The sequence below is a fragment of the Streptomyces sp. NPDC020845 genome (assembly GCF_044334165.1).
GTDB lineage: Bacteria > Actinomycetota > Actinomycetes > Streptomycetales > Streptomycetaceae > Streptomyces.
In genome coordinates this window covers 1-25,107 of the sequence record NZ_JBIRSJ010000039.1, presented here as the reverse complement: position 1 = coordinate 25,107, position 25,107 = coordinate 1, and the positions used below count along the sequence as shown (strand labels likewise).

General features: G+C 71.7%; 20 protein-coding genes and 1 pseudogene. 7 read left to right on the top strand and 14 right to left on the bottom strand.

What is annotated here, in order from left to right:
• Positions 1 to 67: 67 nt before the first annotated feature.
• Together ACH4U7_RS51765 and ACH4U7_RS51760 are read right to left on the bottom strand one after the other, a co-directional pair.
• Positions 68 to 736, bottom strand: a complete 669-nt coding sequence (locus ACH4U7_RS51765; RefSeq protein ID WP_014176016.1) for a response regulator transcription factor — start codon at positions 734 to 736, stop codon at positions 68 to 70.
• The gene (locus tag ACH4U7_RS51760; RefSeq protein WP_398534714.1) at positions 733 to 1,875 is read right to left on the bottom strand and encodes a sensor histidine kinase; all 1,143 of its coding nucleotides are present in this window, start codon (positions 1,873 to 1,875) and stop codon (positions 733 to 735) included. The genes ACH4U7_RS51765 and ACH4U7_RS51760 overlap by 4 nt, the downstream gene beginning before the upstream one ends.
• A gap of 175 nt (positions 1,876 to 2,050) precedes the next feature.
• Here ACH4U7_RS51760 and ACH4U7_RS51755 point away from each other — a divergent pair, with 175 nt between their 5' ends.
• Positions 2,051 to 2,479, top strand: a complete 429-nt coding sequence (locus ACH4U7_RS51755; protein WP_398534713.1) for a hypothetical protein — start codon at positions 2,051 to 2,053, stop codon at positions 2,477 to 2,479.
• Between the two features lie 54 nt (positions 2,480 to 2,533).
• On the opposite strand, the gene ACH4U7_RS51750 is transcribed toward ACH4U7_RS51755, so the two are convergent.
• From ACH4U7_RS51750 to ACH4U7_RS51725, 6 genes and pseudogenes are all read right to left on the bottom strand, one after another.
• On the bottom strand, positions 2,534 to 3,235 hold the full coding sequence (locus ACH4U7_RS51750) for a hypothetical protein (RefSeq protein ID WP_398534712.1): 702 nt from the start codon (positions 3,233 to 3,235) through the stop codon (positions 2,534 to 2,536).
• Positions 3,205 to 3,417 carry a Beta-galactosidase C-terminal domain gene (locus ACH4U7_RS51745; protein WP_398534721.1) on the bottom strand — a complete coding sequence of 71 codons (213 nt, stop codon included), beginning with the start codon at positions 3,415 to 3,417 and terminating at the stop codon, positions 3,205 to 3,207. Before ACH4U7_RS51745 ends, ACH4U7_RS51750 begins: the two co-directional genes overlap by 31 nt.
• 42 nt (positions 3,418 to 3,459) lie before the next feature.
• A pseudogene (locus ACH4U7_RS51740) lies at positions 3,460 to 4,306 on the bottom strand (beta-galactosidase); the annotation flags it as partial.
• Positions 4,307 to 4,351: 45 nt separating this feature from the next.
• Positions 4,352 to 5,299, bottom strand: a complete 948-nt coding sequence (locus ACH4U7_RS51735; RefSeq protein WP_398534711.1) for a carbohydrate ABC transporter permease — start codon at positions 5,297 to 5,299, stop codon at positions 4,352 to 4,354.
• A 31-nt stretch (positions 5,300 to 5,330) separates the two neighbouring features.
• Positions 5,331 to 6,365: an ABC transporter permease gene (locus ACH4U7_RS51730; protein WP_398534710.1), complete on the bottom strand. Its 1,035-nt coding sequence runs from the start codon at positions 6,363 to 6,365 to the stop codon at positions 5,331 to 5,333.
• Positions 6,365 to 8,047, bottom strand: a complete 1,683-nt coding sequence (locus ACH4U7_RS51725) for an extracellular solute-binding protein (RefSeq protein WP_398534709.1) — start codon at positions 8,045 to 8,047, stop codon at positions 6,365 to 6,367. The genes ACH4U7_RS51730 and ACH4U7_RS51725 overlap by 1 nt, the downstream gene beginning before the upstream one ends.
• A gap of 332 nt (positions 8,048 to 8,379) precedes the next feature.
• Between ACH4U7_RS51725 and ACH4U7_RS51720 the strand changes: the two genes are divergently transcribed.
• A complete protein-coding gene (locus ACH4U7_RS51720) occupies positions 8,380 to 11,328 on the top strand; it encodes a glycoside hydrolase family 3 C-terminal domain-containing protein (protein ID WP_398534708.1) in 2,949 nt (982 codons plus the stop codon).
• 158 nt (positions 11,329 to 11,486) lie between these two features.
• On the opposite strand, the gene ACH4U7_RS51715 is transcribed toward ACH4U7_RS51720, so the two are convergent.
• From ACH4U7_RS51715 to ACH4U7_RS51705, 3 genes are all read right to left on the bottom strand, one after another.
• Positions 11,487 to 12,947 (bottom strand): aldehyde dehydrogenase family protein, encoded by a 1,461-nt coding sequence (locus ACH4U7_RS51715; RefSeq protein WP_398534707.1) that lies wholly within the window; start codon positions 12,945 to 12,947, stop codon positions 11,487 to 11,489.
• Between the two features lie 195 nt (positions 12,948 to 13,142).
• Entirely contained in the window at positions 13,143 to 14,990 is a 1,848-nt protein-coding gene (locus ACH4U7_RS51710; RefSeq protein ID WP_398534706.1) for a PucR family transcriptional regulator, read from the bottom strand.
• 190 nt (positions 14,991 to 15,180) lie between these two features.
• A complete protein-coding gene (locus ACH4U7_RS51705) occupies positions 15,181 to 17,262 on the bottom strand; it encodes an ATP-binding protein (protein ID WP_398534705.1) in 2,082 nt (693 codons plus the stop codon).
• 556 nt (positions 17,263 to 17,818) lie between these two features.
• On the opposite strand from ACH4U7_RS51705, the gene gabT reads away from it, so the two are divergent.
• Together gabT and ACH4U7_RS51695 are read left to right on the top strand one after the other, a co-directional pair.
• Positions 17,819 to 19,168 carry a 4-aminobutyrate--2-oxoglutarate transaminase gene (gene gabT / locus ACH4U7_RS51700; protein ID WP_398534704.1) on the top strand — a complete coding sequence of 450 codons (1,350 nt, stop codon included), beginning with the start codon at positions 17,819 to 17,821 and terminating at the stop codon, positions 19,166 to 19,168.
• 351 nt (positions 19,169 to 19,519) lie between these two features.
• Complete coding sequence (locus tag ACH4U7_RS51695) at positions 19,520 to 20,128, top strand: phosphatase PAP2 family protein (protein WP_398534703.1); 609 nt, start codon at positions 19,520 to 19,522, stop codon at positions 20,126 to 20,128.
• 174 nt (positions 20,129 to 20,302) lie between these two features.
• Here the strand turns inward: ACH4U7_RS51695 and ACH4U7_RS51690 are convergent, their stop codons facing one another.
• Positions 20,303 to 20,728, bottom strand: a complete 426-nt coding sequence (locus ACH4U7_RS51690) for a DUF4190 domain-containing protein (RefSeq protein WP_398534702.1) — start codon at positions 20,726 to 20,728, stop codon at positions 20,303 to 20,305.
• A gap of 118 nt (positions 20,729 to 20,846) precedes the next feature.
• Here ACH4U7_RS51690 and ACH4U7_RS51685 point away from each other — a divergent pair, with 118 nt between their 5' ends.
• Positions 20,847 to 21,473 (top strand): NADAR family protein, encoded by a 627-nt coding sequence (locus ACH4U7_RS51685; RefSeq protein WP_398534701.1) that lies wholly within the window; start codon positions 20,847 to 20,849, stop codon positions 21,471 to 21,473.
• On the opposite strand, the gene ACH4U7_RS51680 is transcribed toward ACH4U7_RS51685, so the two are convergent.
• Positions 21,419 to 22,480 carry a DUF4190 domain-containing protein gene (locus tag ACH4U7_RS51680; protein ID WP_398534700.1) on the bottom strand — a complete coding sequence of 354 codons (1,062 nt, stop codon included), beginning with the start codon at positions 22,478 to 22,480 and terminating at the stop codon, positions 21,419 to 21,421. The genes ACH4U7_RS51685 and ACH4U7_RS51680 overlap by 55 nt on opposite strands.
• 130 nt (positions 22,481 to 22,610) lie before the next feature.
• On the opposite strand from ACH4U7_RS51680, the gene ACH4U7_RS51675 reads away from it, so the two are divergent.
• A complete protein-coding gene (locus ACH4U7_RS51675; protein WP_398534699.1) occupies positions 22,611 to 23,633 on the top strand; it encodes an adenosine deaminase in 1,023 nt (340 codons plus the stop codon).
• Positions 23,630 to 24,343, top strand: a complete 714-nt coding sequence (locus ACH4U7_RS51670) for a glycerophosphodiester phosphodiesterase (protein WP_398534698.1) — start codon at positions 23,630 to 23,632, stop codon at positions 24,341 to 24,343. Before ACH4U7_RS51675 ends, ACH4U7_RS51670 begins: the two co-directional genes overlap by 4 nt.
• Here the strand turns inward: ACH4U7_RS51670 and ACH4U7_RS51665 are convergent.
• Positions 24,312 to 24,902 (bottom strand): Uma2 family endonuclease, encoded by a 591-nt coding sequence (locus tag ACH4U7_RS51665; protein ID WP_398534697.1) that lies wholly within the window; start codon positions 24,900 to 24,902, stop codon positions 24,312 to 24,314. The two genes, ACH4U7_RS51670 and ACH4U7_RS51665, sit on opposite strands and share 32 nt — an antisense overlap.
• Positions 24,903 to 25,107 lie beyond the last annotated feature (205 nt).

Here is a 25,107-nt window from a genome sequence, read left to right as displayed (position 1 = left end):
CAGCGGTTGGCGGGCACCCGGCCGACGTACTCCCCCGGTCGTGTGGCTAAGCGACCCCCGGGGCCGCTTAGCGCGTCAGCCAGCGGGGGCTGACCATGCCCGACTCGTAGGCCAGCACCACCAGTTGGGAGCGGTCCCGGACGTCCAGCTTGGTCATGATGCGGCTGACGTGGGTCTTGGCGGTGGCCGGGCTGAGCACCAGCCGGGCGGCGATCTCGTCGTTCGTCAGCCCGGCGGCCACCAGCCGCATCACCTCCCGCTCGCGGTCGGTGAGGGCGCGCAGCCTGGGGCCGGGCTCGGGGGCCTGGACCCGTCCGGCGAACTCCGCGATGAGCCGCCGTGTGACGGAGGGGCTGATCAGCGCGTCGCCGCGGTGCGCCACCCGTACGGCGTGGATCAGCTCCTCCGGTTCGGTGTCCTTGACCAGGAAGCCGGTGGCGCCGGCGCGCAGCGCGCCGTAGATGTAGTCGTCCAGGTCGAAGGTGGTCAGGATGACGACCTTGACGCTCTCCAGACGGGGGTCGGCGGTGATCCGCCCGGCCGCCTGAAGGCCGTCGGTCCCGGGCATCCGGATGTCCAGCAGCGCCACATCTGGGCGCGTCTCGCGGCAGGCCGCGACGGCCTCGTCGCCGTCGCCCGCCTCGGCCACCACCGTGATGTCGTCCTCGTCCTCGAGGATCGAGCGGAATCCGGCCCGCACCAGCCGCTGGTCGTCCGCGAGCAAGACCTTGATCATGACTGTGGGGACGCTCCGTTCCCGTGCGGCAGCCGGGCCCGTACGGCGAATCCGCCGTCCCCGCCGGGACCCGTGATCAGCTCGCCGCCCAGCGCGCGGGCGCGCTCGCGCATGCCGCTGATGCCGCTGCCGGGCACGGTGCGGGCCGGGCCCCGTCCGTTGTCGGTGATCTCGATCCGGACCTCGCGGGGCGCGTGTGAGACATGGACGGTGACGGCGGTGGCCCGGGAGTGCCGGGTCACATTGGTCAGCGATTCCTGGACGATGCGGTACGCGGCCAACTCCACTTCGATGGGCAGCGGCTCCGGCTCGCCGCTGGTGTGCGCGCGCACGTCGAACCCGGCCGACCGCGCCGACTCGACGAGTTCACCGATCCGGGCCAGGCCCGGCGGCGGCGCCGTGGGCGCCTCCTCGTCGACCTGCCGCAGCACCCCGAGGGTCGCCCGCAGCTCGCGCAGCGCCTCGCGGCTGGAGGACTTGATCGCGGCGAGAGCCGTCCGGGCCTGCGCCGGGTCCTTCTCGATCCGGTGCAGGGCGGCCGTGGACTGGACGCTGATGAGGGAGATGTGGTGGCCGACGACATCGTGCAGCTCCCGCGCGATGCGCAGCCGCTCCTCACCGGCCGCTCGCTGCTCCACCTCGTGGACGTACGCCTGGCGGCTGTGGCGCACCCAGCCGAGCGCGACCACCGCGACCAGCCAGCCGGTGAGCATGAAGAGGGCGACCCCGTTGACGTCCTCGTTGCCCGCCAGCGTGCCGACGCCGACGGCGACGACGCTGAGCGCGGCGAGGGCGACGGCCGCCCGCAGCAGCCCCTCGGCCGCGACCGCGTACAGCGCGACCACGAACGCGACGAGGAGGGGCCCGTCGTAGACGCTGACGAGGTAGTACGCCGCGGTGGCGGCCAGCACGCCGAGGGCGACGGCCACGGGTCGGCGGCGGCGGAACCAGAGTGCGCCACTGGCGGCGGCGATCATCGCCAGGCCGAAGACGGTGACCGGCCAGGGCTCCGCGCGCTCGCCCACCAGCGGTCCCATGCCGCCGACGACCGCCAGCGTGAAGACACCGCCGGCCAACGTCGCGTCCGCCCAGCGGCCGCGCGGCGGCCGGAGGCGGGCGACAGTGCCATGGGAGAGCATGCGCTCAGCCTAGGGCCGCCCCGCGTGCGTGCCCTTCCTCCGCACGGCGGAACGAGCGGGCCCGCCCCCGCAACCCGGGGAGTACGCGGGACGCTTGGGCCACAACCGGAGTGGTACGGCGGGTGTCGGCGGCGGACCGATGCCACCGCGCGGGCCTGCCTTCGACGATGCGGTCATGAACGCACCCGACGAGCGCCGCCCCCGCCGACCGCTGCCGCGCCGGATCCATCCGCCGCTGGTGGCGGGCCTGACCGCCGTCGCGCTGATCCGGCCCCTGTGCTCCATCACGGGCCTGAGCGACGCGCTCGGGAAGCCGGCGGCGCCCCTGGTCCTCACCGCGGCCATCTCGCTGACCTGGATCCTCGTCGTGGGTCTCGGCACCGCCCGCGAGCCCGTGCCGACGCTGGTCGCGGCCGGTCTCGGATACGCGCTCGCCGTCCTCGTGCTGAGCGCTGTCCTCTCGCCCTTGCTGACCGGGCGGCTGCAAGGGCCGCTCGCCCATCCGATCTCGATCGTCCCGCTCTTTGCCGTCAACGCCCTGTGGGGCGCCCTGTGCGGGGTGTGCGCGGGGGGCTTGCGTCGAATGCGAGGCAGGCGCTCCTGAGCGCCGTGTGCCGCCGCCCCCAGGGAGCGGCGGCACACGGTCGGGCAGGCGGGATCAGCTGAAGGAGACGTTGAAGCTGTTGGTCTTGAAGTCCAGACCGCCGGACGAGGAGGTGATCTCGTAGCCGAACTGGACGTCGCCGATGGTGACGTCGCCGAACCAGCCCTTGGTGTTCTTGATCCAGTTCACGATGGCCTTGATGTCCACGGAGCCGGAATTGGAGTTTGACGTGCGGATGAAGGAGAAGACCTCATTGGCGCCGTTGCTGCCCTTGTAGACGGTCCAGCTGTGGCCGCCGAGGGTGAGGCTGCCCTGGGAGGTGCCGAGCGGACCGACCGGGCCGGTCTTGTTCATCCAGAGCATGATCTCGTAGTCGTAGTTGGTGTCCCAGATGTCGTACGAGGTGTTGTACGCGCCCGAGGACGGCACGGTGACGTTGTAGCTGCTGTTCAGGCTGCCTATGGCGCTGACCTTCTTGCCGACGACCCGTTTGGCGTTGGGGTAGGACTTGATGCCGCCGGTGTTGGGGTGGTTGGCCCAGACGCCCCAGTCGGTGTACGAGTTGGCCCAGATGGTCTGGGATCCGGCGCCGGAGCCCCAGATGTTGTTGTAGAGCGTGTAGCCGCCGTTGGACCAGTTGCCCCACTGGTCCGAGGAGGACCAGGTGGCCGCGTGGGCGGGGGCGGCGGCGAAGCCGATGAGCGCGAGGAGCGCGAACAGCGGGGTCAGGAAGAGCTTTCGAGCCTTTCGGTGCACGGTGCTGCTCCCTTCGGGTGGGGGGAATCATGCGGAGCGAGGACCACGGCCGCATAGCGGCCGAGGTCGATCTGTGCGTCGTACACGCGGCCGGTGAGCAGGTCGGTCCGCGCGGACGGGAGGGGGACGACCGCGGGGGTGCGGCCGTGGTTGAGGAGGAAGAGGTGCTCGCCGCGGAACACGGCCTCCACGCCCTCGGGGAGGCCGGGCAGCGGCGGCCGCAGCCCCGCCTCGTCGGCGGGGTCGGGGTAGATGTCGACGGAGACCACGTCCTCCTCGGCCGCCCGTGCCCAGCCGTCCTGGCCGATGAACAGCGGCATGAAGTTGGTGGTGACCGGGATGTGCGGGGTGCGGGCGGCCAGGACGTCGCGTTCGGCGGTGAAACACTCCAGCAGGGCGTCGCTGGTGAAGCGGCGGAAGTCCAGCGCCTGGGTGGGGTTGATCAGGTACTGGGCGCGACGGGGCGGAATGATCTCCTCCCACGAGTCGTAGCGCTGGCTCCAGAAGGCCGTGCCCCATGCCTCGTTGAGCGCGTCGAGACCGCCGTACCGGGTGCGCAGCCAGCGGCGGAAGTGGCGGGCGGTGGTGTCGCACCAGCAGTGGGTGCCGTATTCGTTGCCGACGTGCCACATACGCACCGCCGGGTGGCCGCCGTAGCGCTCCGCCAGGTCCTCGGTGATGCGCAAGCGCGTACTCGCGGTAGAGCGGGGAGGAGGCGCAGAACTGGTTGCGCGCGCCGTACCAGACGGTGGCGCCTCGCTCGTCGCGCGGCAGGGTCTCGGGGTGGCGGGCGCCCATCCACGGGGGCGGGGAGGCGGTCGGGGTGGCCAGGCACACCTCGATACCGCCCTCGTGGAGCAGATCCAGGACCTCGTCCAGCCAGCCGAAGTCGCGGGCGCCGGGGCGCGGTTCCAGCCTGGCCCAGGAGAAGACCCCGACGGTGGCGGTGGTGACCTGGGCCTCGCGCATCAGCCGTACGTCCTCGCGCCAGACGCTCCGCGGCCACTGCTCGGGGTTGTAGTCGCCGCCGTAGAGGATGCGGCCGCGGGTGACATCGCTCAGCTCGGGCATCGCTCTCTCGCTTCGGATCGGCCGACAAAGGAAAGTGGCGCGGGGCTAGCCCTTGATGGCGCCGGTGAGCATGCCCTTGGTGAAGTGCTTCTGGACGAAGGGGTAGAGCACCACGACCGGGATCAGCGCGAGCACCATGACGGCCATCTGGACCGCCAGGCCCGGGACCTGGCTGCTGGAGATCATCTGGGACATGCCCTGGGGCGCCTGCTGCTTGATGACCAACTGGCGCAGGATCATCTGGAGCGGCCACATGTCCTGGTCGTTCAGGTAGAGCATCGCGTTGAACCACTGGCTCCAGTAGCCGACCGCGTAGAAGAGCGAGACGACCGCGATGACCGCCTTGGACAGCGGCATCACGATCTGCAGCAGGATCCGCCACTCCCCCGCACCGTCGATCCGGGCGCTGTCGATCAGTTCGGGCGCGGTGGTCTGGAAGAAGGAGCGCAGCACCAGGATGTTGAAGACCGAGATGGCGCTGGGCAGGATCATCGACCAGTAACTGCCCTCCAGGCCGACCCCGGTGACCAGCAGATAGGTCGGGATCAGACCGGCGTTGAAGAACATGGTGACGAGCAGCACCATCAGGATCGGCCGGTGCAGGAACGACCCGCGGCGCGACAGTCCGTACGCGCACAGGATCGAGACCACCGTACTGATCACCGTGCCCACGGCCGTCAGGGCGAGGCTGACGATCGCCGCGCGGGTGACCGTGCCGCCGCCGAGCAGTTCGGAGTACGCCCGGAAGGTGATCGTCTTGGGCACGATGACCAGCCCGCCGGCGTCGGTGATGGCCTTCTGGTCGGAGAGGCTGGTGACCACCACCACCCACAGCGGCCCGAGGATCGCCAGGCACACCCCGACCAGAGTGGCGCCCTTGACCCCCTGGCCGGCCTTGCTCGGCTCCTCCTCCCACACCGGACGTCTGCTGTCGCGGCGTGGCGGGGCGGCCGGGGCGGGCGGCACGGCGGCCCTCTGCGCGGTCACCGTCATGTCACCATCACCGTCTTTGTCACCGTCACCGTCATTTCTGGTAGACCCCCTGCTCGCCGAGCATGTGGGCGACTTTGTTGGCGATCAGGACGAGCACCAGGCTGAAGGCGCCCTTGATCAGGCCGCCCGCGGCGGCGATCCCGTAGTCGGTGTTGGCGATGCCGACCCACCACACATAGGTGTCGAAGACCTCGGAGGCGCCCGGCCCCACCGCGTCGCGCTGCAGCAGGATCTGTTCGAAGCCCACGGTGAGCGAGTCGCCGACACGCAACACCAGCAGCAGGGCGATCACCGGGCGCAGCGCGGGCAGCGTCACATGCCACATCCGCCGCCAGCGGTTCGCCCCGTCCACCGCCGCCGCCTCGTACAGGTCCTGGCTGACGGCGGAGAGGGCGGCCAGGAAGACGATGACGCCCCAGCCGCCGTCCTTCCACACCAGCTGCGCGGTGACCAGGAACTTGAAGACGCCGGGGTCGGTCATCAGGTCGAAGCCCTCGTACCCGTGTTGGCGCAGTTGCTGGGCGAGCAGCCCGGCCCCGCCCAGCATCTGCTGGAAGACGGTGATGACCAGCACCCAGGAGAAGAAGTGCGGCAGGTAGAGGATCGACTGCACCAGCCCCCGGATCCGCTGGCTGAGCACGCTGTTGACCAGCAGGGCGAGCGCGATGGTGAGAGGGAAGAAGAGCACCAGCTGGATGAAGGTGATGCCGAGGGTGTTGGTGAAGGCGTCCCAGAAGCGGCTGTCGTCGAAGAGGAGGTTGAAGTTGTCGAGGCCGACCCAGGGGCTGGTCCACAGGCCCTGGGTGAACGGGTCGTAGTCCTTGAAGGCGACCGTGGTCCAGATCAGCGGGACGTAGTTGAACAGCGCGAGCAGGCCGACGGCGGGCGCCACCATCAGCAGCAGGGTGCGGTCCCGGCGCAGCCGCTGCCACCACCGGATGCCGCCGTCCGGCACGGCGGGCGGCGGGGCGGACGCGGCGGAGTCGTCGGGGCTGCCGGGGCCGCCGCGCCGCGCGGATCTCGCGCGGCGCGGTTCACCGGCCCGGCTGCCGGTGTCCAGTGCCATCAGGCGCCGCTGCCGTTCTTGTCGAGGAGCTTCGCGTACCAGTCGCGGAGCTTGTCACCGCCGCCGCTGCGCCAGTCGCTGATGGCGCTCTGGGCGTCGCGGATGGACTTGCGGCCGCGTACGACGTCCTTGGCCAGGTCCTCGAAGGGGGTGTAGAGGGAGGCGTAGCGGTTGGGCTCCTGGATCTGCATGCCGTAGAACACGGGCTTCTTGACGAACTTGCCCATGCGCTGCATCCAGCCGCAGTAGTCCTTCACCATCTGCGGGAAGTCCGGGTACGCGACGGTGGCCTCGGGCGAGACGATGAAGCGGTAGGTGTCCTGGACCTCGGTGACGCCCTTGGAGTTCTTGACCGGGGCGCCGTGCTTCATGGTGTGGTGCACGCCCTCGACGCCGTAGTCGATCAGACGCTGCTCCTTGGTGCCGTAGGGCGCGGCGATGTAGTTGGCGACGGCCAGGATCTCCTCGATCCGGTCCTTGGAGAGCTTCTTGTTGAGGAAGGACCAGATGTTGGCGGGCGGGCCCAGGTAGAGGGTGGGGTCGCCGCCGTCGGCGCCGAAGTAGTCCATCCCCTGGATCTTGAAGTCGGGGTTGGGCTCGGCCTGTTCGAAGGTGGCGCCGTACCACTTGGCGTCGCCGTCGTTCATGATGAGCGACTGGCCGGAGGTGAAGCGGGTGAGCGAGTCGTTGGCCTTGCCCGCGACCGCGTCGGGGTGGACGTAGCCGCTCTTGAAGAGCTTGCGGCACCACTCCAGGGCCTCGAGATAGTTGTCCAGCTCGACCTTGTGGACGAGCTTGCCGTCCTTCTCCACCCAGTAGAACGGCTTCTCCCCCGGGCAGCCGAAGATGATCTGTGCCGACCACCACATGTCCTCGCACGCCCACACCTTGCTCTTGGGCCGGGTGATCTCCTTGGCGAGGGCGAGGAATTCATCGGCGCTCTTGGGAACCTCGTAGCCCTCCTTCTTGAAGATGTCCTCCCGGTAGAAGGGGATCACACCGCTGAGCGGACGGGCGGGCATGGGCAGTCCGCGGAGCTTGCCGCCGAAGACCGACATCTGCCAGGCGGCGGTGGGGATGGCGGCGAGGTTGGGGTACTTCTTGACCTTGTCGCCGGAGAGATACGGGCCGAGGTCGGCGAACTTGGCGCTGATCGCTCCCTGTAGCTTTCCGCCCATCTCCCACTGCGGGATCATCACGATGTCCGCGATGTCCCCGGAGGCCAGGACGGCGCTGAGCTTTTCGCCGTACGTGTTGCCGTCCTGCGGCTGGAAGGTGATCTTCGCGCCCAGGGCTTCGTTGACGGCCTTGTAGTAGGCGCTGTTCTTGGGCGGCGGGGTGCCCCACAGCGGTTCGAAGACGGTGTAGCTGCCGCCCTTGCCCGGTTTGCCCTTGACGGAGGCGACCAGCTCGGCGGTGGGCTTGGCCTGGGTGAATCCGGGGCTCGAGCCGTTCACGCTCGGGATGTCGGGCTTCACCACCTGGGAGGCCGCATAGGTCGGCAGCAGCTTCTTCAGGTCCTTGCCGGATGTCGTACCGCCCTTGCCGGTGGACTCCTCGGTGGAGCACGCGGACAGCAGCGGGACCCCTCCCGCGACGGCCACCGCGGCGACGGCCGCGGAGGACAGGACGGTTCTCCGGCTCGGAGTGGAAGTGGAGGCCGAAGCCTGGGAGTTCGACATTGCGTCAACCCTTCGTGGCGTACCCGCCGTGCGACCGATGGTCGAAGCGCTTCGATATTGCGCTGAGGTTAAGTCGGGGGGTGAGGTCACGCAAGAGCGGTACCCAAAAGATTGGTTGGCCGCGCGGCGGAGCCGCATATCGACACAGTCTGAGAGGGTTTGCGGAGTTCTGAGGTGGTCTGCTTCATCATGACTCTTCCCGCAACTTCATGACACCGTAGGGTTGTTGCCACTTCGAGCCTTGACATCCGGGTGACACCACATCAGCATCGAAGCGCTTCAATGACATTGACGTCCCGACCCCACTGACACGACCGTGAGGGGATCCGCGCGTGAGCGGCTGCCAGGCCACCAGCGAGTCGACGAGTACGCCCGTTCCGGCCTTTCGCGATCCGCGGCTGCCCGACGGCGAGCGGGTGGCGGACCTGCTGGCGCGGCTCACCCTCGACGAGCGGATCGCGATGCTGCACCAGTTCGCGCCCGCGGTGGAGCGGCTGGGCCTGGCGGCCTTCCGCACCGGCCAGGAGGCGCTGCACGGCGTGGCCTGGATGGGGCCCGCGACGGTCTTCCCGCAGGCGGTGGGGCTCGGCGCGACCTGGCACCCCGAGCTGCTGCGGCGGATCGGCGAGGCGGTGGGCACCGAGGTACGGGCCATGCGCGCCCGCGACGAACGGGTGGGGCTCAATGTGTGGGCGCCGGTGGTGAATCTGCTGCGCGACCCGCGCTGGGGCCGCAACGAGGAGGGCTACGCCGAGGATCCGTACCTCACCTCGGCGCTTGCCGCCGCGTACACGCGCGGACTGCGCGGCGACGACCCGGCCCGCTGGCGCACCGCGCCCGTCCTCAAACACTGGCTGGCCCACAACAACGAGACCCACCGGGACACCACCTCCTCCTCGGTACGGCCGCGCGTACTGCACGAGTACGACCTCGCGGCCTTCCGCGGGGCGGTGCGGGCGGGCTCGGTGGCGGGTGTGATGCCCGCGTACAACCTGGTCAACGGGCGGCCCAACCACGTCTCCCCGTATCTGCGGGAGCATTTGCGCACCTGGACCGAACAGGAGCTGGTGGTGTGCTCCGACGCGGGCGCGCCCTCCAACCTGGTGGACTCCGAGCACTACTTCGACACCCATGAGGAGGCGGTGGCCGCGGCCCTGCTGGCCGGGGTGGACAGCTTCACCGACCACGACCAGGACGCGTCGAAGACCGTCGAACGGGTGCGGGGCGCGCTGCGGCGCGGGCTGATCGACGCGTCGGTCGTCGAGGTGGCGGTGCGGCGGCTGCTGGCCATGCGGTGCGCGCTGGGGGAGTTCGACCCGCCCACAGAGCCCACGGAGGCGGCCGGGTTCGATACGCCGGGGCACCGGGCACTCGCCCTGGAGGCCGCCGAACAGGCCGTCGTCCTGCTCGAGAACGACGGGCTGCTGCCGCTGTCCGACGCCACGGCGGGCACCGTCGCGGTGGTCGGCCCGCTCGCGGACGAGTGCAAGCTCGACTGGTACAGCGGCAGCCTGATCCGCCGCAGCACACCGCGCGAGGCGCTGGTGGAACGGCTCGGCGCGGAGCGTGTGGTGTTCGTGGAGGGGACGGACACCGTGCGGCTGCGCGCCGCGGCGGGGTGGGTGCGGGTCCCGGACACGGAGGTCGAGGAACGGGCGCGGGAGGGCTCGCTCAACCCGGCGCACACGGCCGGGCGCACCGACCTGCCGCCGCTGACCGTCGGTCCCGCGCCCACCGATCTGGCCCTGGCCGACTGGGGCGGCGGCGTGCTCACACTGCGTGCACCGTCGGGGCGCTATCTGACCGTGGCCGAGGACGGGTTCGTACGGGCCGCGGCCGAACAGCCCGAGGGCTGGGTGGTCCAGGAGACGTTCACGCTGGAGCGGCACGGCGACGGACATCTCCTCCGGCACAGGGGAACGGGCGGGTACGTCTGTGTCGCCGCCGAGGGCCTGAAGGTTGCCGTGCCGGACGGATCAGCGGAGGTGGCAAAGGCGCAGGCGGAGGCGGAGGTCTTCACGCTGGAGGTCGTCGAACGCGGCGAGGACGCGGTCGCACGGGCCGCCGCGGAGGCCACCACCGTGCTGGTCCTGGCGGGCAACGACCCGCATATCAACGGCCGCGAGACCGAGGACCGCACCACCCTCGCGCTGCCCGCCCAGCAGGACCGGCTGTGGCGCGCCGCCCACGCCGCCAATCCGCGTACCGCCCTGGTGCTGGTCTCCAGCTATCCGTACGCGGTGGGCGAGGCGGCCGACGCGCTGCCCGCGCTGCTGTGGTCCGCGCACGGCGGCCAGGCGGCGGGGACCGGGCTCGCCCGGGTGCTGTTCGGCGATGTCTCACCGGCCGGCCGGCTGCCGCAGACCTGGTACGCCGGCGAGGAGGAGCTGCCGGACCTGCTCGACTACGACATCATCGCGTCCCGCGCCACCTATCTGTACTTCGACGGCGCACCGCTGTTCCCGTTCGGGCACGGCCTGTCGTACACCCGCTTCGCGTACGGGGACCTGTCGGTGCAGCGGACCGAGTGTGAGGGGGAGGAGGCCGTGCTCGCGGTGGAGTGCGAGGTCACCAACGTCGGCCCGTGCGACGGCGACGAGGTGGCGCAGATCTACGTCAGCGCCCCGGGGGCGCGGGTCCCGCGCCCGCACCGCCGGCTCATCGCCCACCGCCGGGTCCCGCTGCGCCAGGGCGAGACGGCGCGGCTGTTCTTCACCGTCCCGGTCGACGAGGCGCTGGGCTTCTGGGACGTGGCACACGGCCGCTGGACCGTCGACCCGGGCACGTACGAGATCCACGCCGGCGCGTCCAGCGCGGACATCCGGCGCACCGCCACCATCGCCGTCGACGGCCCGCCGCCCGCCCCGCGCCCGGTGCTGGAGCGGGGCCTTGCGGCGGCGGACTTCGACTCGGCCGACGGGATCAGGCTGGTGGACCTGACCAAGGTGCGCGGCGACGCGGTGGCCGGCGCGGACGACACGATCGGCCGGCTCCTCTTCCGCGCCTGCGACTTCGGGGCGGGCACGCGGACGGTCACCGTGGAGGCGGCACGCGCGCCGGACCCGGAGGATACGGGGGCGGGGGCGGCCGATGCGGCGGCGGTCGAACTGCATCTGTCCGACGGCACCACGCTCGCCTCGGTCGCCATCCCGCCGACCGGCGACCCGTACCGCTACACCACCGTGGGCGCCACCCTGCCCACTCCCCCGTCGGGCGTGCATGACCTGCACATCACGCTGCGCGGGGCACTGAGACTGGCTCGTCTCGGCTTCTCCGGTTGAGGGTCCGGAGCCGCCATAGGACGGGCCCGGCCCGATACGACGGGCCCGGCCCGGTATGACGGGCCACGCGCCCACGCGGAGGACCTACGTCACCCTCCGCGTGGGCGCTCATCATGAGACCGGATCGGGGTCAGGCGCATCAGCGCGTCAGGCGAGGCTCACAGGTCGAGGCCGGTGAGGACGAGGACCCGCTCGTAGGTGTAGTCCTCCATCGCGTAGCGCACGCCCTCACGGCCCTCGCCGGACTTCTTGGTGCCGCCGTACGGCATCTGGTCGGCGCGGTACGACGGGACGTCGCCCACGATCACACCGCCGACCTCCAGCGCGCGGTGGGCGCGGAAGGCGGTCCGCACATCGCGGGTGAAGACGCCCGCCTGGAGCCCGTACTTGGAGTCGTTGACCGCGGCGAAGACCTCGTCCTCGCCCGCCGCCTCGCGGACGATGAGCACCGGCCCGAAGACCTCCTCGCAGGAGACCGCGGCGTCGGCGGGCACATCGGCGAGCACCGTCGGGGCGTAGGCCGCGCCCTCGCGCTTGCCGCCCGTCAGCAGCCGCGCCCCGCCCTGGACGGCCTCCTCCACCCAGGCCTCGACGCGCTTCGCGGCGTCCTCGCTGACCAGCGGGCCGACGTCGGTCGCATCGTCGGAGGGGTCCCCGGTGACCTGGGCCTCGACGGCCGCGACGATCTTCGGTACCAGCCGCTCGTAGACGGAGGCGTCCGCGATCACCCGCTGCACGGAGATGCAGGACTGCCCGCCCTGGTAGTTGGAGAAGGTCCCGATGCGGGTCGCGGCCCAGTCCAGGTCGGCCTCGGAGGAGTAGTCCCCCAGCACGACGGCCGCGCCGTTGCCGCCGAGCTCCAGCGTGCAGTGCTTGAGCGGCACGGACTGCTTGATGGCGTAGCCGACCTTGTCGGAGCCGGTGAAGGAGATGACCGGCAGCCGCTCGTCCTGGACCAGCGCGGGCATCCGGTCGTTGGGCACCGGCAGCACGCTCCAGGAGCCCGCGGGCAGATCGGTCTCGGCCAGCAGTTCACCGAGGAGCAGCGCGGACAGCGGCGTGGCCGGGGCCGGCTTGAGGATGATCGGCGCGCCGACGGCCAGCGCCGGGGCGACCTTGTGGGCGCACAGGTTCAGCGGGAAGTTGAACGGCGCGATGCCCAGCACGACCCCGCGCGGGAAGCGGCGGGTCAGCGCCAGCCGCCCGGTGCCGCCCGGGTCGGTGTCCAGCCGCTGCGCCTCCCCGCCGTTGAACCGGCGGGCCTCCTCGGCGGCGAACCGGAACACGGACACGGCCCGGCCGACCTCACCGCGCGCCCACTTCATGGGCTTGCCGTTCTCGGCGGAGATGAGCCGCGCGATCTCCTCGCCGCGCTCGCCCAGCCGCCGCGAGACATGGTCGAGGGCGGCGGCCCGCACGTACGCGGGGGTGGCGGCGAACTCGTCCTCGACGGCCGCGGCGGCCTCGACGGCCTCCTCGACCTGGGCCTCGGTGGGAATGCTCACCGTGCCGACGATGCGCCCGTCCCAGGGGGACGTGACCTCGAAGGTGTTCTCGCCCGTGGCCTCGCGGCCGGCGAGCCAGAACGCGTGGGTGACGGCTTCGTTTGTGTCTGGCACGGCGGATCCCGACCCTTCCGGAAGTGGTGGGGTGATAGTGCGGAGGTGTCTCCACCTCCACCGTAGGCGCGGGACGGCCGGAAGCTGTTTGTCCGGTGCGTAGCAGTCGACCGCTGCCTCGCGCCGCATTGGTGGGGTGGGGTGGAGTGCACAGGCGGGGGTGGTACCTGTGCCGGGCGTCAGCCGTGCTGAGCGTCAGCCGTGCTGGGTCCCCTGCGCGGTCGTCTTGAGGGCCAGCCACAGCTCCATGCGCACATCGGGGTCGTCCAGCGACCGCCCCAGGATCTCCTCGACGCGGCGCATCCGGTAGCGGAGGGTGTGCCGGTGCACGCCGAGGTCGGCGGCCGCCGCGTCCCACTGGCCGTGCCGGGACAGCCAGGCCCGCAGGGAGGCCACCAGGTCGCCGCGGCCCGTCGCGTCGTGCTCCCGCAGCGCCCGCAGCATGCCGTCGGCGAAGGCCCGTACGGCGTCGTCGGCCAGCAGGGGCAGCACGGAGCCCGCCGCGACCTCCTCGTGCTCGACCAGCATCCGGCCGCGCCGCCTGGCCACCGAGAGCGCCTGCTCAGCCTGGCGGTAGGCGGCCGCGGCGGCCGTCGGGCCCGCCGGGGCGGACAACCCGATCAAGAGGTCGTCGAGGTCGTCGCCCGGGGGCACGGCGCTGCGGTCACGCGGGCGCACCGCGGTACCGCGGCGGCTCTCGACCGCCTTGGCGTACTCGGCGCAGACGGAGACCGCGGCGCCGCCGTCCGGAGCCAGCACGACAAGGCGCCCGCCGTCGGGCACCACGAGCACGGCCTCGCCGGTGCGGGCGGCGGCCGTCTCCATGGCGTCGGCGAGCGAGCTGAGGCGGGCGTCGGCGGGGGCCGCCTCGGCGGCCGGGGCCGTACGGGCCGCCGTACCGCCTGCGTTTGTGCTGTCCGGGACGGTGTCCGACAGGCTCTCCGCCGACGTCTCCGGTATGCCGCCGCCGACGGCTGCCGCGCCCGGCTGCTGCGGCCCGCTGCCGGGAGCGCCCTCGGCGACGAGCATCCGGAACGGCGCGTCGAGCAGACCGCCGTACAGCTGCCCCGCGACCGCCCGCGCATGGTCGGGCTCCCCCGCGAGCAGCATCCGCAGCACGGCGGCGCCGAGCCGCTGCTCGGCCTCGTGCAGGGCGCGGGAACGCTCGGTGGTGAGCGTCAGCAGCGCCACCGCCGAATGCACGGCGTAGCGCTCGGCGGTGCCGAGGGGCGCGCCCGTACCGACCGCGAGAACGCCACGGGTGCGGCGGCCGGTGCCCAGCGACTGCAGCTCCACCCGGTCCGTGGCCGCCTCACCGGCCGTATCCGCACCATCAGCACCGCCTGTCCCGTCACCGTCCCCGCCTTCTCCCTCAGCGCCTCCTCCGGCGCCTCCGCCACCTCCTCCGCCGAGGACGGCGCTGGCGGGGGCCGGCCGGGCAAGCAGCCGCTCCACGTCGGCGGTGAGCCTGGCGGCCCGCCGGGCCGCCCAGTCGGGGGCGGCGGCGACCACCGCGCCGGAGGCGTCGTACAGCGCCGCCCAGCCGTCGAGATGCGCCGCGAGCCGGGCGAGCAGCACGGCGGGCCCCTCGGCGCCGATCGCGGCCCGTGTCAGCTCGCGCTGCGCCTCGAACCCGGCGGTCACCGAGCGGTACTGGTCGGCGGCGATGGCCGCGGACACGGCCTTGCTGATGGCGATGAAGGGCGTGCGCCGCGGCACTTCCAGCAGCGGCAGGCCCTCCTCCTTCGCCGCGGCGACGAGCGCGGCGGGCACCTCGTCATAGTTGACCCCGACCGCGAACCCGAGCCCCACGACCCCGGCACCGGCCAGCCGCCGCACGTAACGGAGCATCGCCTCCGGGTCCTCGGCGTCGAGCTTCATGGCGGTGGTCAGCAGCAGCTCACCGCCCTCCATATACGGCACGGGATCGGCGAGCTCGCTGACATGCGCCCAGCGCACGGGCGTCTCCAACCGGTCCTCACCCGCGAGCACGGACAGCTTCAGCGCGGTGTGGTGGACCAGTGAGGCGAGGGTGGGAGGCATGGCACCTTCGGTCGACGTCGACGCGGGGACTTCGCCGTCCCGTATGAACGGCTGCAACCGATTCTGCCTCAATGGATGAATACGGGGAATCGAAGAACGTCGATTTTCGGCCGCACGCGGACATCGGGCAGCCGGGGCATGTTGGCGAGAGACTCCACACCAACATGCCCCACACTGCACTGCGCGGAATTCAGCCGCGAAGATCCACCAGCACCGGCGGCCCGCTCTCGCCCCGTACAGAGGTCACCGACAGCACGGCGTGCCCCGCGGGGACCGCGTGCGCGAGCTCCGAAGCCGACCAGCGCTCGCGCTCGACCTTCCGGACGGTCACCGACTGGATCGTCACGGCCTTGCCGGTGACCACCTTCCGGATGAAGTGCATCACCTTGGTAAAGGGAGCCTCCGCGATGATCTGGCGGTCGGTGACGTCCCGCGCCTCGACCCACGCCGTGCCCCACACCTCGGCGAACCGCGCCCCGTCCCAGGTCGTCACCCCGGCGTAGGCCATCCGGCAGCCGACCGCACCGAGCAGCGCGCTGCGCAGCGCGTCGGGCACGTCGTCCAGGGTGCGCAGGGTCAGCACGACCCCCGCATTGGCCGAACGCAGCCGCTGGATACCGCGCAGCGCCTCGGGGGTGATCGTGTGCGAGGCGTCGTCGAGCACCAGACAGGCGAACAGCGACCGGTCCGCGCGGCCCACGGCGCACTCGGTGAACTGCGCGAGAACCAGGCGGGCCAGCATCCGGGACGCCTCGACATGGCCGCGCTCGGGCAGATCGATCCGCACCCGCAGCGGATGCTCGAGGGCGCGCAGCGAGAAGGGCCGCCGGTCGCCGCTCGTATTGAAGAACTCGGCGAACACCGGCCGGTCCAGCAGCGCGATCCGGTCGGCGAGCAGCGCCCCCACGTCACCGGGCGTGCCGGCCTGCCGCACCCGCGCGTCCAGCTCGCGCGCCTGCGCCGACTGCCCGGCCGCGTCCAGCGCCTCGCGGAGCGCGCCGACCGCGGCCTTCGAGCCGTCCAGCAGCTCGCGCAGCTCGGGCACGGACGGGAAACGGCCGTGGGCGGCGCGGTACGGGCCGAGCAGCTGGGCGAGCGCGGTTCCCGCGCGGCGGCTGTCCCCGCCCGGCAGCGATGCGGCCATGTCGCCGATCAGGGCCTCGGCGAGCACACCCGCGGCTTCGTCGGGGTCGTTGGTGCCGCCGTAGAGGTCGAAGTCGTACGCGGAGTCCGGGCGGCCGATCTTCACCACGACGTCAAACGCGTCATCCGCCCCGAGCCCCGACCCCGCCGTCCCCACGGCCACCACCGCCACCTGCCGCGCGAGCGCCTGCAGACACAGCGCCTCCACCACAGGCCGCACCAGCCGCCCGGTCTTCCCCGCCCCGGCCGGCCCGACGGCCAGCAGGGACGTGCCGAGCACATCGGGGTCGAGGGCGAGGCCGACGCCGCGGTGCTGATAGGGGTTGCGGAGGTCGTCGGCGGCGGTGCCGATGCGGACCTGGTGGGCGACCAGGTCGTGCTCCGCCGTACGGGCGGGCAGATCCCGCGCGCCCGAAGGGTGCGCGTGCGCGGCGGCGCCGTGGCGCAGCACGGCGTCGGTGAACGCGGCAAGCGAGTCCCGACCGGCCCGCACCACCTGCCACGCCCGCTGGATCCGCGCATGATCCACATCACTCATCCGCCCCGCCCGCACCTCCTCGGCCAGCCGATCCGCAGCACTGTGCGCCCCGGCGGCGCGCAGCTCGGGCCACTGGGCGGGGTCGGCTTGGGGGTTGGTGGGGGCGGGGGGCGAGCCGGTGTCGTCCCAGCGGAAGAGGGGGGCCACATATCGGCGCCAGACTTCGTCCCAGTGGCCGACGCGCCCGAAGATCACGGCGATCGCGCAGGCAACGAGCCCCTCGTAGGTGTACTGGGCCCACCAGCCGGGGCCCATCTCCTTGCCTCCAGGCGCGTACCACGAGTCCGGCGTCACGAGGTAGAGCGGCCAGTACCAATAGCCCCCGAGGTAGTTGTAATAGAGCATCGCCCAGAGCAGATAGCCGCAGAGAGCCGCGATCAGCGCACCGCTGATCAGCTGGCGGTCGGGGATCCTCCCCGGGTCCTCGGGCGGCTTGGGCTTGTGCCCGTATGTCCAGACCCCGGGCGCCTCAGCCGACCGGGGGGTACGCAGCCAGGCGATCAGGGGAGGCTGGGCCCCGGGACCCGCCGGGTAAGTCCCGGCGGCCCCACTTGGGTACGGCGCAGTCGCCCCGGCGGGATACGTCGGCATGGGCGGAGAGCCATGCGGCGGCAAACTCGCGCCGTGGGGCGGCACACTCGGCTGATCGGCTGCCGCCTGCGCATGTGGCAACTCGGCCGTCGGGCCGGGCCTGTGCGACGACGCTCCCGGGGCACCCGTTGAGCCTACCGGGCTCGAAGCCGACGGGAGGGACGTCGGCAGAGGTGGCGTCGTCGGCGGGCCGACGGGTGGGGTAGGGCCCGGGTGGGGTGGGTTGCGGTGGGTGCCGCGTGAGTCGAATGTGCCCTCGGTGTCCATCTGCTGCCCCTTGCCCCCTGACCGGCTGTGCTCCGTGCTCGCGCCTCGCGTCACCGCGCTGACGCGACAGCGTCCAATCTAGTGTTCCCAGCCGGGGAGTTCAGCGACCCGGCCGTTCCCACGTCCCAGAGGCGACGGCAGAGCGGCAGTGACGACGCTCCGCGCTATGTCCGCCAAGGACAACGCAACACGCCCACTGCTCCCGAACGGAACATGCCACACCCACCGCACCCCGCCTAGCCTGCGAGTAAAAGCGCCGTTATTCCCCCTGGACCACCTGGAGCACCCCATGACCGAACTGTCCGGAGGCCCCTCCCTCCCGCAGGAGCGCCGTATCGTCACCGCGATCCCCGGCCCGAAGTCCCAGGAGCTGCTCGCGCGCAAGACCGCGGCGGTGGCCAGTGGTGTGGGGACCGTCATGCCGGTGTTCGCCGCACGGGCGGGTGGCGGGGTGATCGAGGATGTGGACGGCAATTCTCTGATCGACTTCGGCTCGGGCATCGCCGTGACTTCCGTCGGCTCCAGCGCCGAGGCCGTCGTCCGCCGTGCCACCGCCCAGCTCGCCGACTTCACCCACACCTGCTTCATGGTCACCCCTTACGAGGGCTACGTACAGGTCTGCGAGGAGCTGGCCGCCCTCACCCCCGGCGACCACCCCAAGAAGTCGGCCCTCTTCAATTCCGGCGCCGAAGCCGTCGAGAACGCCGTCAAGATCGCCCGCGCCTACACCAAGCGCCAGGCCGTCGTCGTCTTCGACCACGGTTACCACGGCCGCACCAACCTCACCATGGCGCTGACCGCGAAGAACATGCCGTACAAGCACGGCTTCGGGCCCTTCGCGCCCGAGGTCTACCGCGTCCCGGTCGCCTACCCCTACCGCTGGCTCACCGGCCCCGAGCACTGCGCCGACGAGGCCGCCGCCCAGGCCATCGACATGATCACCAAGCAGGTCGGCCCCGACAACGTCGCCGCCATCATCATCGAACCCATCCTCGGCGAAGGCGGCTTCATCGAGCCCGCCCCGGGCTTCCTCCCCAAGATCGCCGACTTCGCCCGCGCCAACGGCATCGTCTTCGTCGCCGATGAGATCCAGTCCGGCTTCTGCCGCACCGGCAGGTGGTTCGCCAGCGAGCACGAAAACCTCGTCCCCGACCTCATCACCACCGCCAAGGGCATCGCCGGCGGCCTCCCCCTGGCCGCCGTCACCGGCCGCGCCGAGATCATGGACGCGGCCCACGCCGGCGGCCTCGGCGGCACATACGGCGGCAACCCCGTCGCCTGCGCCGCGGCCCTTGGCGCCATCCAGACCATGCGCGACCTCGATCTCAACGCCGAGGCCCAGCGCATCGAGCACATCATGAAGACCCGTCTCGCCGCGCTTCAGGACAAGCACGACATCATCGGCGACCTCCGTGGCCGCGGCGCCATGATCGCCATCGAGCTGGTGAAGTCCGGTTCCAAGGACCCGAACCCGGAGGCGACCGCGGCGGTGGCCAAGGCCTGTCACGCCGCGGGGCTGCTGGTCCTGACCTGCGGTACGTACGGGAATGTGCTGCGCTTCCTGCCGCCCCTGGTCATCGGCGAGGAGCTGCTGAACGAGGGGCTGGACGTGCTCGAAGAGGCGTTCGGCCAGCTGTGACTGTGAGTGATCGATGGGCGGCGTGAAGAAGATGTGCGAGGGCGATGACAGCTGGGTGATCGGCCTGTCGGGCGCGGCTTCGCTGCCGTACGGTCGTGGCAGATGAGAGAAACACCCCGCTCGCAGGGGACTGCGAGCGACGCCGAGCCGGTGCTTCCCCAGCCCCGACCCGGCTGTGCCCTCGCGCACACCACTGGAGCCTCCGGCTCCGGATCTCCTCACCGATCGGATGGCCGCCCGCCCCAAACCCCCCGGGGCGCGCGGTATTCCGGTCACCACGGCGGCCCCGGAACCACCCCCCCTGTTCCGGGGCCGCCGATTATTTTTGCGTTCACTCCGGTCCTCGCCCTGGTGGCCCTGTTCGCGCTGTGCACCTGGCAGGTGGCCGCCCACGGCCCGCTGCGCTCGCTCGACGAGCGGCTGGCCAAGGCACTCACCGCATCCTCAGGGCTCGGCGCCGTGTTCCTTCCCTCCTCCGCCGCCGAGTTCTTCGCCGACCTCGGCAACATGGCCGTGGCCCTGCCGGTGCTCGCGGCCGTGCTCGGCTGGGTGGCGTGGCGGGAGCGGCGCGCGCGGGCGGCGCGTTGGTGGCTGCCCCCGCTGGCCGCCGCCGTGGCGATGGCACTGGTCCCGGCCCTCGTCGCGCCGGTCAAGGCCCTGATCAACCGCCCCGGCCCACCCGGCCCTCTCGCGGACGGCTCCGGCTTCTACCCCTCCGGCCACGCCGCCACCGCCGCGGTCGCCTACGGCGCGGCCGTCCTGCTGCTGCACCCGTATCTGCGGCGCCCGCCGACACGTCGCGCGCTCGTCGGGGCGGTGGCGCTGCTGAACCTCGCCGTGGGCATCGGGCTCGTACGGCGCGGCTATCACTGGCCGCTGGACGTGTTCGGGAGCTGGTGTCTGTCCGGCCTGTTGCTGTGGGCTGTGTGGGGGCTCCTGCGAAGAAACCGGAGCCGCTGAGAAGCCGGAGCCGGCATCAGCTCCTCATGTCACCGCACACCGTCGCCTGACCGCCCCGTCACGGCGAACCTCTGATCCGTCGGGGCGGTGCCGGCACCACCGATTCCGGCCCCTTGGACCGGCTCGATGACCGGGCCGGACGAAGGGGTTGAAAGATCGGGCTGAACGAACGGGCTAGAAGACGGAGTCGATCGCGGCGTCGAGCGCCATCAGGTAGATGGCCGGGATGACCATGCCGAGGATTCCGCAGACCAGGCCCGCGGTGGCCGAGCCGCCGTTGTTGGCCTCGCCGCGGCTCACCTTGCCCTTTCCGACCGCGCCGAAGATGATCGCGAGGATGCCCAGGATGATGGCCAGGACCCACAGGAAGTAGGTGATCCCGCACACCAGCCCGATGATGCCGCACACCAGCGAGGCGGTCCCCATGCCGTTGCTCTGCTGCATGGGCATCCCGGTGGCCCCCGGGTAGACGGGCGGCGCGGCGGGGTGGCCCGCGGCCGGGTAGCCGCCTGGGGGGTACTGCGGGGGCTGGTTGGGCGGTTGGGGCGTGCCGTACTGGTTCGGGTCGTACGGGCCGGGCTGTGGGTTGGTAGCGGACATGGGTGGTCTCCCCTCCTGATGAAGTGCCGTGCAATGTTATGGGCTGACCGGTCCTCGGGCCCACCCACGGCGGCGGCTCTCTCTCCGCACTGTCAGTGGCGGATGCGAAAATCCGAGCATGGAGACGAACGGGGAGACGGTTTCGGTTTCGGCGGACGGCGGGCCGCGTTCGGTGGTGGAGCTGACCGAGCGGGCGGCGGGCGGCGAGCGCTTCAAGTACGTGTGGTTCTGGGGCCACCGCGCGCCGCGCGGCGGTGGTGTGGGCCCCGGGTGCTTCAGCCAGTGGTGGCCTTCGGAGTTCGTGGTCGACGGTGTCCGTTATACGACGGCCGAGCATTGGATGATGGCGGGCAAGGCCCGGCTGTTCGGCGACGCGGACGCCGAGCGGCGGGCGTTGGAGGCGACCCATCCCAAACAGGCCAAGGACGCGGGCCGTTCGGTGCGCGGCTTCGACCAGGCGGAGTGGGAGCGGCACCGCTTCGAGCTGGTGGTCCAGGGCAGCGTGCACAAGTTCGGCGCGGATCCGCAGCTGCGCGAGTATCTGCTGGGGACGGGGGCGCGGGTGTTGGTGGAGGCCAGCCCGATGGACCGCATATGGGGCATCGGCCTGGCTGCGGACGACGAGCGGGCTCAGGACCCGGCCCGCTGGCGCGGGCTGAATCTGCTGGGCTTCGCGCTGATGGAAGCCCGTCAGCGGCTGTCGTCCGGGGCGTCCACGACCACGACGGCGGCGCCGCGGGTGTAGCCGGGTCCGTGGGCGTACGGGTCGTCCGGGTCGTCGTCCTCCGCGATATAGACGAAGATCATCACGACGCTCGCGACCACGGCGATCACCCCGAGGACGAGTCCGGCCAGGGCCTGTCCGCCGTTGTCGGCCTCGCCTCGCTGGGCCTTGGCTCGGCCGAGCACCCCGAAGATGATCGCGAGCACGCCGAGGATGACGCCGAAGACGATGCTGAAGAAGAGGACGGTGCCGACGATGCCCAGCACCAGGGCGGCGGTGCCGTTGCCGTTGTCCGGGGTGAAGGCGACAGGCCCATAGGGCGGGCCCGGGTAGCCCGAGCCCGGATAGCCGTAGGCGGGCTGCGCTCCGTACGGCGGCTGGCCGTATCCGGTCTGGCCGTAGCCGGGCTGAGCGTACCCCGACTGGCCATACCCGGTCTGGCCGTACCCGGTCTGGCCGTACCCGGTCTGGCCATAGCCGGGCTGACCGTAGCCGGTGGGCGCGTACGGGCCCACCCCGTACGGCCCGGGCGGCGGCTGGTAGGCGCTCGGCGTGCCTGGGCCGGTCGGCGCCTGAGGCGGCGGGGGCACCGCGCCCGGCCCCATCGCCGGGCCCGGCCCGGGCACCTGGGGCGGCGGCGGGACGAGGGGCGGGCCGGGTATCGGCGGCGTGCCGACCGCCGGAGCGGCGGCCGAGGGGACAGCCGCCGGCGGCTCGGCCGCCGCGGGCCCCGCGGCCGGCTTGTCCAGCGGCACCCGCTGCTCCGGCGGGGCCCACGGATCGCTCTCGCGCTGCTCGGGCCGCTTCGGCTGTGCGGGCTGAGCAGGCTGGTCGGACTGCTCGGGCTGTACGGCACGCTCGGGCCGGTCGGACTGCTCGGGCTGTACGGAACCCTCAGGCCGGTCGGACCGCTCCGGCGGTACGGAACGCTCGGGCTGTACGGCACGCTCCGGCCGGTCGGACTGCTCCGGCGGTACGGAACGCTCGGGCTGGTCGGCCATGCTCTCCCCCAGGTGATGTCCGCCCATGCTACGGCCTGTGCCCGACCGCTACCGGCGGTCTGTGCCCAGGCCCGTTCACGACCCGCGCCGCCCCCTCTCCGACACCCGATTACGATGACCGGAGCCCGTCGCAGCCGGCCGCCTCCCGGAGGATCCGTTGACCGATCTCACCACCTTCATCGCCGGCCTTCCCAAGGCGGAGCTGCATGTGCACCACGTCGGCTCGGCGTCCCCGCGCATCGTGGCCGAGCTCGCCGCCCGCCACCCCGACTCCAAGGTCCCCGCCGACCCCGAAGCCCTCGCGGACTACTTCGTCTTCCGCGACTTCGCGCACTTCATCGATGTCTACCTCTCCGTCGTCGACCTGATCCGCGACGCCGACGACGTACGGCTGCTCACCTACGAGATAGCGCGCGACATGGCCCGGCAGAACATCCGCTACGCCGAACTGACCGTCACCCCGTACAGCTCCACGCGGCGCGGCATCCCCGATGTCGCCTTCGTCGAGGCGATCGAGGACGCCCGTAAGGCGGCGGAGGCCGAGCTGGGCACCGTGCTGCGCTGGTGCTTCGACATCCCCGGCGAGGCGGGTCTGGAGTCCGCCGAGGAGACCGCCCGCATCGCCTGTGACCTGGGCCCGGCGGGTCTGGTCAGCTTCGGTCTCGGCGGACCTGAGATCGGCGTACCGCGCCCCCAGTTCAAGCCGTACTTCGACCGCGCCATCGCGACTGGGCTGCACAGCGTCCCGCACGCGGGCGAGACGACCGGCCCCGAGACCATCTGGGACGCGCTCACCGAGCTGCGCGCGGAGCGCATCGGCCACGGCACCAGCGCCACCCGCGACCCGAAGCTGCTCGCGCACCTCGCCGAGCACCGGATCCCGCTCGAGGTCTGCCCCACCTCCAACATCGCCACCCGCGCGGTCGCCACACTGGACGAGCACCCGCTGCGGAAGATGGTCGAGGCCGGGGTGCTGGTGACCGTCAACAGCGACGACCCGCCGATGTTCGGCACGGACCTCAACACCGAGTACGCGGTGGCGGCCCGGCTGCTGGACCTGGACGCGGCGGGCGTCGCGGCTCTCGCGAAGAACGCGGTCGAGGCGTCCTTCCTGGACCCGGCGGGCAAGGCGCGGCTGTCGGCCGAGATCGACACCTACACGGCGGCCGCAGGCCGATGACCGCGCCGGCGGCGGCGTGCACGGCGGTCGCCCACCGCGGCGACCCGTACGTGTGCCGCGAGAACACCCTCGCCTCGGTCCGCTCCGCGGTGCTCGCGGGGGCCGGGGCGGTGGAGATCGATGTGCGGCTGACCCAGGACGGCGTCCCGATGCTGCTCCATGACGCGACCCTCAAGCGGCTGTGGGGACACGACCGCCCCCTCGCCGCGCTGACCGGCGGTGAGGTGCGGCGGCTCACCGGCGGCGGTGTGCCCTTTCTGCGGGACGCCCTCGCCGCGGCCGACTCGACCCGCATCATGATCGACCTCCCCGACGCCTCGGCCGCGCACTGTGCCGTGACCGAGGTCCATGAGTCCGGGGCGGCCGACCGCGCCTACTACAGCGGCGGCCCGGCGGCCATGTACGCCGTACGCGGCGAGGATCCGGACGCCGAAATCGCCCTGACCTGGACCACGCTGACCCCGCCCCGCCCGACGCTGCTCGCCGACCTGCGCCCCCGCTGGCTCAACTACCGCTTCGGGCTGGTCTCCCCGGAGCTGGTCGCCCGCAACCACGCCGACGGGCTGCTGGTCTCCGCGTGGACCGCCGACACCCGGCGGTCGATGGCGCGGCTGCTGCGCGCGGGGGTGGACTCGATCACGACGAACCGGATCGGGGCGCTGTGTGCGCTGCTGGGGGTCAGTCGTGGGGGAACTGCTCGGTCGAGATGACCAGGTCGACGACCGTACCGGTGAGGTCGATCGGTTCACCGAAGTCCACGGTCCGCTGGGCGCGGTACTCGTCGTCCTTCGGCTCCATGAAGACGTGGCACTGCCGCTGGTAGGGATCGGCGATCAGATAGACCGGGACGCCTGCCACGGCGTAGGTGTCCCTCTTGGGGCCGTAGTCGTTCCTGCCCGTCCCCCGGGAGATGACCTCCAGCACGAACTCGACGTCGCGGTACGAGATGTTCCCGTGCTCATCGGGCACCGCTCCCTCGGCGATTTTCGCCAAGTCGGGGCAGAAGCCGTTGAGGTAGCCGGGGAAGTCGATCCGCACATCCGAGGTGATCCGCGCGTCTTCGCCGAAGCGGTCCTCCAGCTGGCGCAGCACCCTGCGAATGATGTCCCAGTGCGTCGTACGCTGCGGCGTCATGCAGATGGCCCCCTCGACGATCTCGACCCTGTAGCCCTCGGGGGCAGGCATCCGCTCCAAAAGCTCGAACATCTCGTCCAAGCTCGGCTCGCTGCTCTCGGCCATCTCGATCCGTTCGGTCAACTCGACGGTCATCGTGCCGCTCCTCCCCTGTCGCGCGTGTGTACGCGCAGCCGCACAGTTCAACGATACGGACGGTCCCGGGGCACGGAGGAGTGCGTGCCCCGGGACCGTCAGGCGTCAGCCCAGCGAGGTCATGACGTGCTTGATCCGGGTGTAGTCCTCGAAGCCGTAGGCCGACAGGTCCTTGCCGTAGCCGGACTTCTTGAAGCCGCCGTGT